Raw genomic sequence first — 13823 nt, forward strand, 5'->3', positions numbered from 1 at the left:
TTTGTTGTTATAGTGACTATAAAAGGTTTAAAACATTGATTTAGTCACTATACTTTATTACATTTGATTTTCAGATTCAAAATCAGTTAGATTGTCATTCAACGTATCTTTATTTAACCTATTATTTAACCCGTGGACATTCGCATGCAAAATCGTTTTGCCTCACTTATTATTGCCGCACTATTACCCTTATTGCTCTTTCATTGGTTTGTGCCAATGCCAATAGGTCAATTAGATTTTTGGCTGATGTGGGTTATAGCAATGCTGGTCGTAGGATTGCCTTTATTGTATGCTGAAGTTGGACTTGCGCATCGCAGCCAAAAAACTCCAGCGCAAGGTATTCAGGAGCTCACTCGACAAGCAGATACCAGTACGATTTGGCGAAGTTTTGTGTGGTTAGCCGTTTTGCTATCTTTGGTTATTGCTGGTTTAGGTATTGATGCAATCAGTGCTAATCTATTGGAAGCAATGCGTGAGCTGGGTATCAATTTTGAGGTTCCAAGCTATGCACTCGCCATTGTTCTGATGGTAATTGCAGCCTTATTGAGTTTACTCGGGTCTGGCAGTTTGGTAGTTTCACTGGTGCTTATCGCCATCGCTTTTGCCATCGGGGCGGTGACTCATTTGTCTTCATTGGCCTTGGTTATGACTGAGCCCACTCTTAGTGAATGGGCGAGAGCAGTGACCTTAGCCTTAGTCAGTGTTGGGGTAGGGACGGGTCTATATTGGTTTAATAATCCGCTCGTTAGCAAAGATCCTAATCACAGTGCAGAAGTAGGTCGTAATACGAAAGAGATAGCCACAAAGACAGTATTGCCGATTTGGTTGACCCAACTGGTGATAGGCAGTATTGCGCTTATGTTCAGTACATTCAGTACAGGTGCTTTAACCCCAATCCCAGCGATTATATACGGACTAGGGGTATTGGCGGCGGCTGCCTATTTTATTCACTTTGCGAGTACTCAGATTGCCACTAAGTTTGGTCGCTTTGGTATAGGGATAGCGACGGCAGTGAGTATGGTTATTGGAATATTATTGGTATTAGTTGCCTCGCCACACGCGTTAGTAATAATACTGGTCGTGCTTAGTATTCTCAGCGCTCTTGTATTGGCGATTTTCTCAGGCTGGCAAATGAAAATTAGTCATATGCGTAAGTCTTTAAACTTTAAGTCTGAAGGCATTTATAACATGTGGAGAGTGGCCATTCGTATCTTAGCACCACTACTCATTTTGATAGCCGTAGTCGGTTGGTTTTTATCATGAATAATGAGGGTGTAGAGTTACAGAATAGAAAGCAGGCTATCAAAGTGGCTGATTCAAATGTGGCTGATTCAAATGTGGCTGATTCAAATGTGGCTGATTCAAATGTGGCTGATTCAAATGTGGCTCTTTCCAATGCCAGTCCTTACAAGGTCAGTTATTCAAATGTTGATAGAATACCAATTAGTTTAGCCTATGCACCAACACCCATTGAGAACGTATATCTTGAAATTGAGGTGCCTCAAGATACCAATTTGCTTGACGCATTAACGTTAGCAGGATGGTTAGCACAGTATCCAGAATTAGATAAATGGTGTGATGCTCACCGTCATGACACTCAAATAGACAATAAGCACTGGTGTGTAGGGGTGTTTTCGCAGAAGAAATTATTGAGTTATATATTGCAGGCGCATGATCGTATTGAGATATATCGACCCCTGACTATAGACCCAATGCGTAAGCGTAAAAGAAGAGCTAATGCTCAATAGTCAGTATTAATCTATTAGTGTTTAATAGACTTTATGAGTTTTAATAGACTTAATTAAAGGAAAACAGCTTATTACCTAAATAGTCCGCATAAAGACTAAATAAGACTAAATCTTGTAAGGTAATAAGCTTTAAAACTTATTCAAACCAACTCGAACCAAAGATTGAATTATCGATGGGTGACATTACCAATCTCAAACTCATCTAAAATATAGCAATGGCATTAGGCCTAGGCCATTATATGTAATTGCTTAGTGAACGAGTAAGCGAATTATTTGGTGACAGGTAAGGTATCAACGCCTTCAATCTTAGTGACAATATCGTCATTATTAAAGTATATAACCAGATGTTGACTGGCATCTTGAATAACTTTTTTACCGTCACGTTCACCATAAGTGCCTGGGGTATAATCATAGATATAATCCCAGCGATTCGGTGCAAGCGTGTCACGCAGAGCAGGACTACCAATTAAATAAAGCACTTGGTTTTTCGACATTCCTGGTTGAATCTGCTGCGCTTGTGTTTGAGTAATAGGCGTGCCTTGTGGCAAATCTATCTTATAAACGCCAAAGATAGAACAAGCAGAGAGTGATAATGTGGTTGCAATAGCCACGGGGTAAAAAAAATATTTTAATGATTTCATAGTTTCACGTTTTTAAATTATCCATTGATAACGCTAACGATTAAGTTAGCGATTAGAGTCTATAGCGAATAAGAATATTAACTCAAGACCGTTTACTCTACCACAGGTAATTATAGTTGCTGTTAATTATAGTTAGTATTAACACGTTATTCCAAATCTTAGTACTGTATGCTTTGAATTCTTGTCGTGGATAGATTAATACCCTAACCACTACGACAATATATTCAGTATAACCATACTTCGAAACTGTCATGTCTAAAGACTGTCAGATTTTAAAGCCATCATATGTTAAGAACTACAATTAAATCGATGTATCTAACAAAGTAGGGGTTATAATTAATCAATCGAAATGTTTCGATAAATGATACGTCAATTACTTGCAATTGCCTACCACTTACGAGATTATTTAGTTAAATTTTGCATTAATGTCACCCATAATGCACTTTCGCATATTCATTATAACCTATAGGGAACACAATGAAATTTACAAATCAGGATTTACGTAAAGCTGGATTAAAAATTACGTTACCCCGTGTCAAAATTCTTGAGCTATTAGAGAGCGCTGAACATCATCATATGAGCGCTGAAGAAGTGTATAAAGCGTTAATAGAGCAAGGTGAGGATGTCGGTTTAGCCACAGTATACCGTGTACTCACTCAGTTTGAGCAGGCGGGAATTGTTGAACGTCATAATTTTGAGAACAATCTTTCTGTGTTTGAAATTACCCAAGAAGAGCACCATGACCACTTAGTGTGTGATGTTTGCGGTAAAATTGTCGAATTTCATAATGCTCGAATTGAAGAAGAACAATTAAAAGTTGCTGCAGAACACGGCTTTAAACTATCTGGTCATTCACTGGTTATGTATGGTCTATGTGATAGTGAAGAATGTCGAAACTCAGCTAAGTAGAGCTAAGCGTTACCTTATAGAGACTACCTATTTATAGATGCTAACGATTAACCCTTCAATATAACTATCAGAACTGGCATATTAAGCGGCGGCTATTTATGCGGCGGCTATATTATGGTCAGATGTCATAAACTATTAGGTTGCTTCGCGTGACGCTTAGCCTGTTCTTTAGTGATTATATCAAGACTTAATAAGGTTTTAAGAGAATCATCTAAAGTGGTCATACCATTTTGGCCGCCCGTTTGAATAGCAGAATACATTTGCGCTAATTTATTTTGACGAATTAAATTGCGAATGGCAGGTGTGGCAATCATTATTTCATGCGCAGCCACACGGCCACAAGAGAGTGATTTGACAAGCGTCTGAGAAATAACAGCTTGTAATGACTCAGAGAGCAACGCGCGAATCATATCTTTTTCAGCGGCTGGGAATACATCAATAATACGATCTACTGTCTTTACGGCAGAGCTGGTATGCAGTGTGGCAAATACTAAATGCCCCGTTTCTGCAGCAGTCAGTGCCAAACGTATGGTCTCAAGATCTCTTAATTCGCCGACTAATATAACATCTGGATCTTCTCTTAATGCTGAACGTAGGGCGGACTCGAAGCTTAAAGTGTGGCGAGATACTTCACGTTGATTGATTAAGCTAAGCTTGGATTGGTGTATAAACTCAATTGGATCCTCAATCGTCAGTATATGTGCTTTACGAGAGTTATTGATATAGTCAATGAGTGCGGCTTGCGTTGTGGACTTGCCAGAGCCTGTAGGACCAGTAATTAGCACCAGACCTCGTGCAAAACTGGCAATGCGCTTTAAGGTGTCTTCAAGCGAAGTATGGTGAATATCGGGCTGATGTGAAGTAGAGGCATCCAGCCCTAATTCTGAAAGAGACATGATCTTGGAGGGAATAACTCTAAATACTGCCGCAGCCCCTAGATTTTGATGAAATGCATTGACCCTAAATCGAGCGAGATCAGGAACATTAAACGCATAATCAAGCTCTAGACTCGCTTCATATTCAGTACGCTGCGAGGCGGTCATGGTGGCATAGATAAATTGTTGTACCTCACTATGTGCTAATGGTGGCATATTAAGTTTAATCAAGTCACCGTCTTTACGAATCATAGCGGGCATACCAGCAGAGAGATGTATGTCTGAAGCCTGTCGCTGATACGCATAGTCTAATAGACGCTCAATGCTGTCAAATTTGTTTTTACATTCACCATCATATTCAGTATTTAATTCTTTATTACACACTACACTGCTAAATTGGGTTACATCCTTATTCGTCACTAAGTTATTCCTTATCCAAATTACCCGTCATTTAAAGCTATCATATCAAGTCTACATAGTTTTATAGCATTATTTAACCCATTAAATCTTTTTCATGGGAATTAAAATTTTTAGTGGATAGAATTAAATTATCCTAATGATGACACCATTTAATGTCGACAACCTGAAGCTGAGGTGGTCAATGTTCTAACAGCCGTTAAAGTTCTCAAAATACAATTAGCGACTGTTAGCTATATTATTTAGCCATTACTTAGCATGACAGTATGAGATAACTCTAAAAATGAAGGGGCGTAATATGACCGATTCTAAGATTTCTGACAGTGAATTATTGCAACGCTGGCAGGCCGTAAAACAACAGGTGGATGACGCTTGTGCAGCATCAAACCGAGATTCAGTTACCTTACTGGCGGTGTCTAAAACTAAGCCGGCGAGTATGGTTGCCACTTTGTTTGAGGCAGGACAGCTTCATTTTGGGGAAAACTATCTACAAGAAGCGGTGGACAAAATCGCAGAAGTAAACAAATTGACCTCTCATTTAGACACTAACGTTGATATCGTTTGGCACTATATTGGTCATATCCAGCGTAATAAGACCCGTGATATCGCTGAAAATTTTGACTGGGTACATACCATTGAGCGCGATATCATTGCCAAACGGCTAAGCAATCAACGTCCCGAACACTTACCGAAGCTCAATGTGCTTATTCAAGTCAATATAGATAATGAAGAGAGTAAGTCAGGCTGTTTAACTGAAGAGGTGAATGGGTTGGTCGGTCTTGTGAAAGACTATGAAAATTTGAACCTACGCGGGTTAATGATTATTCCTTCAAAACAGGACACCGATGCATTCGTCAGAACCAAAGCGCTGTTTGATACTGTCAAACAGTCGCATCCAGAACTTAGCCAGTGGGACACACTGAGTATGGGGATGAGCGGGGATATGCAGCAAGCTATAGCCGAGGGCTCAACCTTGGTTCGGGTAGGCAGTGCCATTTTTGGTGCAAGAGAGTAACGACATTTTAATTTTGTCGTCAGTCCTAAAATAAAAAAAGAGCCTTCATCAATTAAATGAGGCTCTTTTCAGATCATATTAAGTCATTGTACGAAAGTTAAGTCGTAGGTGTTAATGCTCAATCCCCTTTTATTGACCAACCATTGACTAACGGGTAGCGTCTTTCACGTCCAAATGCTTTATGACTAATTTTAGTACCAATTGCGGCTTGTCGGCGTTTGTATTCACTTCTATCAACTAAGGTTATGGTTTGACGAACAGTCTCAGCGTCGAAACCTTTAGCAACAATGTCATCAAAACCTAAGTCATTATCCACATAGTCTTTTAAAATCGCATCAAGAATATCGTAATCAGGCAAACTGTCCTGATCTTTTTGATCCGGTCGTAGCTCAGCCGAAGGGGGACGAGTAATCACACGTTCAGGAATCACATCGGTATCTTCTAATCGATTGCGATAATTGGCGAGAGCATAAACTTGGGTCTTATAAACATCTTTAAGAACGTCAAAGCCACCTGCCATATCCCCGTATAAAGTGGCATAACCAACTGCCATTTCAGACTTATTACCGGTAGTGATAACTAAATGACCAAACTTATTAGATAATGCCATAAGTACCATACCACGAGCGCGCGCTTGAATATTCTCTTCAGTGGTATCTGCTTTAGACTTATTAAACAAAGGCGCTAAGGTATGGCGCATACCATCTACCGCATCATGGATAGGGCAAACGGTATAAGACACATTCAACCTTCTAGCCTGAATTTGAGCATCCTCTAAGCTAATTTGAGAGGTATACTCATAAGGCATCATCACGGCGTAAACTTTGTCGGAGCCTAAAGCATCGACGGCAATACATAACGTTAATGCAGAATCGATACCACCTGATAAACCAACGATAACGCCCTCAAAGCCCGAGTGATTGACATAATCTCGCAAACCAACGACTAGGGCTTGATAGGTTTCAGATTCAGCACTGAGCTGTAGAGGTGCTTTATCCTGAGTATCAAAGCTGCCACTTTCGGCATCAAATGTAGCGTACATCATGTGCTCAAGAAATCTTGGTGCTTCATGAGCAACTTCACCATTAGACTGAATGACCATAGAGCCGCCATCAAACACTAAGTCATCCTGACCACCGACACAATTGGTATAAATAAGAGGCAGTTTGGTATCCATTGAGCGCTTAGTTAATAAGGCCTGTCGAGCGTGCTGTTTTCCTGCTTCAAAGGGGGATGCATTGATAGTAACTATTAAGTCAGCTCCTTGATCTTTTAGCGCATTAATAGGCTCATCGACCCATAGATCTTCACAGATGAGCAGCCCAATAGTCACCCCTTGATAATCAAAAAGGACCTGATTACGTCCTTTATCAAAATAACGACGTTCATCAAAAACACCATAATTTGGCAAATGTTGCTTGTGATAAAAGCCTTTTTGTTGACCATTTTGAATGATAGCGGCTGAATTAAAGGTACCATGGTAATCCACATGAGGGTAGCCAATAATCATTACAATATCATTGATATCGCTTAGTGAATTAAGGGCCGATTTCACTCGGTCAGATAGGCTAGGGCGTAATAATAAATCTTCAGGCGGATAGCCTAATAAAGCGAGCTCAGGAAAGATAATGATATCGGCACCATTATCACGTGCTTCGATAGCAAGGTGGCGCATTTTATTAATATTTGTTTGGATGTCTCCCACCATAAAGTGAGACTGCGCCATCGCAAATTTTAGTGAATTTCCTTTAACTTGTTTGCTGTTATTCGTTGTTGACATTAGTAGATCCTATATAATGGGTCTTATTACTAAACGCTAAATAGAGAATCAATTTATTAAGTTTTGTAGGTATTGACTCTTGATTTAGACATAGTATTAATTATAGTGAATTTAATTTTCGAAGAAAGTTTAGCAATTTTGATTGTAATAATGCATTTAAAACGTTCAGTCTAGATTATTTAGTTATTGTCATTTGATAATCATAATTTAAGTCTAGTCGTGCTGATGTTTGGTCATGCTGAAAAAGTAACGTCAGGTCATTTATATTTCGTATCTGAATTACGATTGTTTCTATCATTTGACCTTTTTTAGGCAAAAACCGATACAATTACCTTTAGTATAACATCAAATTTTTAATGTTATATCTTAGCCTTATTTAAATGATGGGTATATTTAGGAAGTTACCATGTTTGCATTTTTTTCATTCTTATTTTTTATAATGATTGTATGGCTATGTATGTGGGGTTTTTTTAAGTTTATGTATCCTAAACCGCCCAGACAATTCATGCCTAAAGAAGGCGATATTATTACCCCGCGAGATTGTGATTTTTGTGGCTATCCCCTTGCGGAATACCGAGGCGTTTTAGAAATAAAGCCTGAAGATGAACTCACCGTTTCTGAACAACAAGAGGTCAAAACCCTAACACATTCAATAGCGGATAACGAAAGTAAAATCAATCAACTACAAACTCAATTAACCGATACTACACAGTCAAAAACCTTGTCTCGCCAGCAAAAGAGGCAAACAAAGTCGGAGATTAAACAGTATCAAAAACAATTAAATGAACAACGACAAGCAATTAAGAAAATCACATCTTGGTTTTTTTGTAACTATGATCATCAAGACGAGTTTCATTCACAAGTGAAATAGCCTAAAGTCCTTCAACCTTTAATGAGCAAACATGTATTGAGTCAAATAAGTACTGAGACGATTAAGCACTGAGTCAATAAAGCACTGAATTAAATAATAACAGAGTATATGTCACTAAAACTTGCTTGGTGCTTAGCCCCTACTGTTATTGACTCTGTTGCATGTCTTGAATGATTTGATCGACCAGCAGGTTAGCTTGCTGTGTGAGATCATCATGGTCAGACGCTGACTTTTTGGCTTGTTGAATTTGCTCATATAAATTCAAACAACATAACACCAATAAGTTTTCATGGGATAAGTGTGACGCCTGCTCGTGAATATCAGTGATAAAATCATTGATATAGTGAGTAGCAGAGTTGAGCTCTTCTTCCTCACCTGCAGGACAGTTAATGGTATAAGACCGTCCTAAAATATCGATATCAACGGCTGTAAACTGAGGCGAGTTGGTTTCAGGCTCATTATAACTATCAGGCTCATTATAAGTATTAGTATCATAGGTAACAGTATCATAGGTGTTTGACTCATGCTTGTCAGTATGGTCATCAGAGTCATATGATTCTGTGTCATCTAACTCAAAATCAAAGGTGCCAGATTCTCTAATATTTATATTAGGGTTGTCCGATAAGTCATCGGGTGTGATAATTTCAATGTCTGTACCAGTGGTAGTCATATCATTAATTTCTACTTCATTCGATAACCTTTGACCGTCATCCGTTATCTCGTTATGGTTTTGGGTTGACATAATATTCTCTTAAAAATTGTAATGGTAAGGGGTAATTAAATCAGTCATAGAGCTTAAGCTAATGAGTATGGACTAATCCGTTGCTTGGTCAATCAAGGTCAGTCTCTGCATAACCACTTTAGTATGTTCCTTGGCTAAGCGGTTTTTTTCAAGTAAAGTTTGATTAGAGTGCTCTAGCGCTTCACATTTTTTTAGTAATTCATTATAAGTATCGTTTAAGTTGTGATGTGCCTCAGCAAGGGTCTGATACTTTTCATCAAGCTGTTCAAACTTTTGTTGAAGGCTTTGTTTGTCCTGAAGACTTTGCTCAAAAGCTTGTCGATGGTCCTCAAGTTGTTTATGTAACTGTTGAACTTCTTCATTTTCAACGTCAGGGCTATTTTTGAGGTTTATTAATTCAGCTTGGGTGGCTTCATAGCGATGGCGAAGATCATTTAATATTGCATGCAAGTGTTGCAGTTTATCAATCAAAGATTCAGTCATGGGTAATCACTTCTAATAAAGTCAGATTAAATTTAAATGCAAGGTTATGGATACATTGCCTTTAATAATGCCATAGATGCCCACATTATATCTAGCATTAGGTTGTTAATGAATGTGTTTAACACTTAAAAATAAAAGAAGATTTAGGGCTTTTTATTGGTCTAAAGAGTTTATTAAAGTCATAGCGTATAGCATAACCCGTTGTTTAGAAATATTTTCTATCATTTTACGACACATTTATTTCAGTATAACTTAAAAGTATTGTTTCTCAAAAAACATTTTTAATCAGGGCTAAATAAATCAAATAGGCTATTTCATAATATTAAAATGTTCACTAAACGCTCATACTATTAATTGCTCATTGTGACTGTTTATTACACAAGTTGCCTTAATGATACTAGGCATTTATAACACCTCTATATTCTTTATTTAAACCTAGGGTTACTTAAAATTAGGGTCTCGATTTAATAAAATTAATATTTTAAAACTTTACAGGTAATGATTATGAATGATGATATTTCTGGCTGGAATGATTGGTCAAGAGCGTTTGAAAACTGGACTGACGTCAGCATTAGTGAACTGCATGGCTTAATGACAGGATTAATGACGGTGTGTCATGCGCCTAGTAAGATTGAAGAGTGGGAGCGTTTACTCACTGAATTAAGCTTCTCTATTCCAGATGAGGCTGCGTTAACCTTACTAGCAGAAGAGGCGGAAGACACTTCGTTTCAGTTAAAAGATAAAGACGATGCTTATCAGTTTTCTCCTTTAGTGCCAGATGATGAGCACGATCTCTACGAGCGAGTCATTGCTTTAAAGCAATGGGCGAATGGCTTTATGACAGGTTTTGGCGTGACAGACAGTACTCTTAGCGCAGAAGAAAATATGATATTTGCTGATTTGGCGAAAATTGGCGGGATACGCATTGATCCAGAAGATGAGTTCGAGGGTGGTGAAGAGTCTTATTTGTATTTATATGAATTTATACGTATGGTCCCGGTAAGCTTAGCGGTTAGACCCCGTAAATCTATGATGTCATTGCCGCTTATTGCAGGACTATCTCTTGATGCCAAAACGGCGAAAGAGCTTGAGGAGGAGGGGGTTAAGCCTAAGCCAATTCCGCCTGTTATGGATATCATGAATCATAACAATCCCTCTTAGCTATTATATCACTTAGCTTTTAAAGAGATCCTTCTTTAGTCATACTATAATGACTTTTGTACATCAGCGCTGTTTATCAACCATTAGCCCTATGACCTTATTTGTGTGAGAAAACCCTATGACTACCTCAGTTGGCAATACTGTCTATCCTAGCCAAAGTTTAGAATGGCTGAACCGTTTGATTGGTTTTGATACGGTCAGTCGTAACTCTAACTTGGCGCTGATTAATGATGTGCAAGCGTATTGTCAGAGCTTAGGACTCAAGCCTATACTCACCTTTAACCAAAACAAAGACAAAGCCAATTTATTTGTTACCGTTCCTGCGGGAAAGGGTCTTGATGATGGGGGTGTTGAGAATAATGACGTTGAAAATAACAGTTTAGATAACAACAGTGTGGATAACAACTGTATGGAGGATAACAGTCCTGCCATTATTAGTGGTGGTATTGTCTTATCAGGCCATACCGATGTGGTACCCGTAGACGGTCAGGATTGGTCATCAGATCCGTTTAAAGCAGTGATACGCGATAATAAACTGTATGGTCGCGGTGCTTGTGATATGAAAGGCTTTATAGCCAGCGCGTTAAGTATACTACCTAAAGCGGTTGTATTATCCCGCCAAGGTCAGCTTAAAAAACCGCTGCATATTGCATTGTCATTTGATGAAGAGGTTGGCTGCTTGGGTGCGCCGCTTATGATTGATGATCTTAAGCAACGGGGCATACATCCCGATTATTGTATCGTCGGTGAGCCCTCGTCTATGAAGATGGTCATCGCCCATAAGGGTATATCGGTATTTAAATGTTCGGTACATGGTAAATCAGTGCACTCTTCTTTGACTCCGCAAGGGGTAAATGCCATTAGTTATGCGGCTAAACTGATTGGGTTTATAGACGAGCTGGCTGGTAAATTGGCGAATTCAGGTCAATTAGACGTTGAGTTTGATGTGCCGTTCTCTACATTGTCAGTTGGTACCATCCAAGGCGGTACCGCAACGAACATCGTGCCGAATTTATGCGAGTTTACCTTTGATTATCGCAATCTTCCTTTTATGGGTGCCGAGCATATATTACCGGCTATTCAACAAAAAATTGAAGAGCTGAATGCACAAATGCAGCACATTGATGCCAATACGGGTATTGAAATTAAGCAATTAGAAGATGTGCCAGCTATGACTGACAGTGATAGTGAGGCGTTACAAGCCTTAATAGCGGGATTGGTGGAAAGCTCAGCGCGGCATAAAGTGGCGTATGCGACTGAAGGCGGTCAATTTACCAATGCAGGGATTCCGACAGTGATTTGTGGACCGGGTAGTATCGAGCGGGCGCATAAGGCGGATGAATATGTCGAACTTGAGCAATTGGCAATGTGTGATCGTTTCTTAGATCAATTATTGAGTTCGTTAACCGCTTAAAGCTATTTATCGTCATAGGCAAACTAAAGTACGACAGCGTTAACCTTACCAAACAACTATTTATAGAGTTTGCAGATACCTTTCGTGATAGATTGATTTCTAGATTGGGTATTAATCTCTAGATTAAATATAAAAAAGCACAGTGATTTACTGATCACCGTGCTTTTATAACTGTTTTGAATCTTTACTTTTTAACCTAGCCTAAAATGTCGACCAATTCGCCACGTACCATATGCGGGCTAACATAGTCATCAATCTTAACCGTCACGAATTTTCCCATTAAGTCCATTTTTTGTTGCTCTGTGGCTTTAAATAGTACTGAACGGGTATTGTCAGCAGTACCCAATAGTTGGTCTGGATAGCGATCTGCAACCTCTTCAACCATCACTCTGACCGTTTTACCCACCATTTCTTCGGTTTTCTTCAAGGTAGAGTCACGAATGACCTTCTGGAAGATAGCCAAACGCTCTTTTTTGGTCGCTAAGCTGACATCATCTGGTAACTCTGCAGCCGGCGTACCTGGACGTTTAGAATAAATAAAGCTGTAAGAGTGATCAAAATCGAGCGCTTTAGCAAGGTTAAGCGTTTCCAAGAAGTCCTCTTCGGTTTCGCCTGGGAATCCAATAATAAAATCACTGGATAAATGCATATCAGGGCGAACCGCTAACAGCTTCTTAATTTGGTTGATGTATACGTCAATAGTATGATTACGCTTCATTGCGGACAAGATTTTATTAGAACCACTTTGTACAGGCAGATGAAGGTGTGACACTAGCTGTGGTAGCTTAGCGTAAGCATCAATAATATCATCGGTAAACTCAAGCGGATGGCTAGTCGTATAACGAATGCGTTCAATACCGTCTACATGAGCCACATAATGTAATAGTTCGGCAAAGCGGCAGATGCTGCCGTCATCTTTTTCACCGCGATAGCCGTTTACATTTTGTCCCAATAAGGTAATCTCACGCACCCCTTGCTCAGCTAAGCTGTCAATTTCGGCCAATACATCATCCAATGGTCGTGATAGCTCTTCGCCTCGGGTATATGGGACCACACAAAAAGAACAATATTTCGAACAGCCTTCCATGATAGAGACAAAAGCACGATAGCCTTCTACTTTAGGTTCTGGCAAAAAATCAAACTTCTCAATACTTGGAAAAGAGACGTCCACCGTACCAATACGATCTTTGGGTTTAACGTCTTTTTGCTGAGTCGACTTGTCATAAAGCTCAGGCAAACGGTGTAGGGTTTGCGGGCCAAATACCATATCGACATAAGGTGCACGCTTTTGGATATTGTCACCTTCTTGGGAGGCAACACAGCCTCCGACGCCGATAACGAGATCTGGTCTTTGCTCTTTAAGTTTGCGCCAACGCCCTAATTCTGAGAATACTTTTTCTTGTGCTTTTTCACGGATTGAGCAGGTGTTCATTAACAACACATCAGCTTCGTCAATATTATCGGTGACGATCATATCGTGAGAGTCGCCCAACACATTACCCATTTTCTCAGAGTCATAAACGTTCATCTGACATCCTTGAGTCGCAATATAGACTTTCTTTTTTGCACGCTCGGTTGTCGGGCTAGTTTGACTTGCAAAATCCACATTTGATAATGAGGTAGTCGCTAGGGAACTTTCCTCAGATACAGGGATAGATTTAGGGTCAAATATAGTAGCACTCATATTAAGCAGTCCAAGGTTAGAATGATGAAAAGGGTAGCACGACAGTTATTAGAGTTGCAAAACAGTTACTGGATTACTCTAGC

The 13823-nt window shown here is 39.4% G+C and carries 14 protein-coding genes; 7 read left to right on the top strand and 7 right to left on the bottom strand.

All coding sequences use genetic code 11. The features are described from left to right. Window positions 1-144: 144 nt before the first annotated feature. Window positions 145-1263 (top strand): hypothetical protein, encoded by a 1119-nt coding sequence (locus AC21OG_RS07775; protein ID WP_487378177.1) that lies wholly within the window; start codon window positions 145-147, stop codon window positions 1261-1263. On the opposite strand, the gene AC21OG_RS07780 is transcribed toward AC21OG_RS07775, so the two are convergent. Beyond that, a complete protein-coding gene (locus AC21OG_RS07780) occupies window positions 1226-1396 on the bottom strand; it encodes a hypothetical protein (RefSeq protein ID WP_491185032.1) in 171 nt (56 codons plus the stop codon). The genes AC21OG_RS07775 and AC21OG_RS07780 overlap by 38 nt on opposite strands. Here AC21OG_RS07780 and AC21OG_RS07785 point away from each other — a divergent pair. Continuing rightward, on the top strand, window positions 1383-1748 hold the full coding sequence (locus AC21OG_RS07785) for an RnfH family protein (protein ID WP_487378196.1): 366 nt from the start codon (window positions 1383-1385) through the stop codon (window positions 1746-1748). The genes AC21OG_RS07780 and AC21OG_RS07785 overlap by 14 nt on opposite strands. 269 nt (window positions 1749-2017) lie before the next feature. On the opposite strand, the gene AC21OG_RS07790 is transcribed toward AC21OG_RS07785, so the two are convergent. Then, complete coding sequence (locus AC21OG_RS07790) at window positions 2018-2389, bottom strand: outer membrane protein assembly factor BamE (protein WP_487378178.1); 372 nt, start codon at window positions 2387-2389, stop codon at window positions 2018-2020. Between the two features lie 477 nt (window positions 2390-2866). Here AC21OG_RS07790 and fur point away from each other — a divergent pair, with 477 nt between their 5' ends. After that, a complete protein-coding gene (fur, locus tag AC21OG_RS07795; RefSeq protein WP_486546916.1) occupies window positions 2867-3298 on the top strand; it encodes a ferric iron uptake transcriptional regulator in 432 nt (143 codons plus the stop codon). A gap of 125 nt (window positions 3299-3423) precedes the next feature. Here the strand turns inward: fur and AC21OG_RS07800 are convergent, their stop codons facing one another. Then, a complete protein-coding gene (locus tag AC21OG_RS07800; protein ID WP_487378197.1) occupies window positions 3424-4497 on the bottom strand; it encodes a type IV pilus twitching motility protein PilT in 1074 nt (357 codons plus the stop codon). A 391-nt stretch (window positions 4498-4888) separates the two neighbouring features. On the opposite strand from AC21OG_RS07800, the gene AC21OG_RS07805 reads away from it, so the two are divergent. Continuing rightward, window positions 4889-5605, top strand: coding sequence for a YggS family pyridoxal phosphate-dependent enzyme (locus tag AC21OG_RS07805; protein ID WP_487378179.1), 717 nt, complete (start codon window positions 4889-4891; stop codon window positions 5603-5605). 118 nt (window positions 5606-5723) lie between these two features. Here AC21OG_RS07805 and AC21OG_RS07810 read toward each other — a convergent pair whose 3' ends face one another. Beyond that, window positions 5724-7385: an NAD+ synthase gene (locus AC21OG_RS07810; RefSeq protein WP_487378180.1), complete on the bottom strand. Its 1662-nt coding sequence runs from the start codon at window positions 7383-7385 to the stop codon at window positions 5724-5726. A gap of 457 nt (window positions 7386-7842) precedes the next feature. On the opposite strand from AC21OG_RS07810, the gene AC21OG_RS07815 reads away from it, so the two are divergent. Then, window positions 7843-8256: a hypothetical protein gene (locus tag AC21OG_RS07815; protein ID WP_487378181.1), complete on the top strand. Its 414-nt coding sequence runs from the start codon at window positions 7843-7845 to the stop codon at window positions 8254-8256. Window positions 8257-8401: 145 nt separating this feature from the next. Here AC21OG_RS07815 and AC21OG_RS07820 read toward each other — a convergent pair whose 3' ends face one another. Continuing rightward, a complete protein-coding gene (locus AC21OG_RS07820; protein ID WP_487378182.1) occupies window positions 8402-8998 on the bottom strand; it encodes a cell division protein ZapA in 597 nt (198 codons plus the stop codon). 72 nt (window positions 8999-9070) lie between these two features. After that, complete coding sequence (locus tag AC21OG_RS07825) at window positions 9071-9481, bottom strand: hypothetical protein (RefSeq protein ID WP_487378183.1); 411 nt, start codon at window positions 9479-9481, stop codon at window positions 9071-9073. 504 nt (window positions 9482-9985) lie between these two features. Here AC21OG_RS07825 and AC21OG_RS07830 point away from each other — a divergent pair. Both AC21OG_RS07830 and argE read left to right on the top strand, forming a co-directional pair. Next, window positions 9986-10642, top strand: a complete 657-nt coding sequence (locus tag AC21OG_RS07830; RefSeq protein ID WP_486546910.1) for a UPF0149 family protein — start codon at window positions 9986-9988, stop codon at window positions 10640-10642. Between the two features lie 118 nt (window positions 10643-10760). Continuing rightward, a complete protein-coding gene (gene argE, locus AC21OG_RS07835) occupies window positions 10761-12056 on the top strand; it encodes an acetylornithine deacetylase (RefSeq protein ID WP_487378184.1) in 1296 nt (431 codons plus the stop codon). Between the two features lie 196 nt (window positions 12057-12252). Here argE and miaB read toward each other — a convergent pair whose 3' ends face one another. After that, window positions 12253-13740, bottom strand: coding sequence for a tRNA (N6-isopentenyl adenosine(37)-C2)-methylthiotransferase MiaB (gene miaB / locus AC21OG_RS07840; protein WP_487378185.1), 1488 nt, complete (start codon window positions 13738-13740; stop codon window positions 12253-12255). Window positions 13741-13823 lie beyond the last annotated feature (83 nt).

This window comes from Psychrobacter sp. CX5, assembly GCF_057621535.2.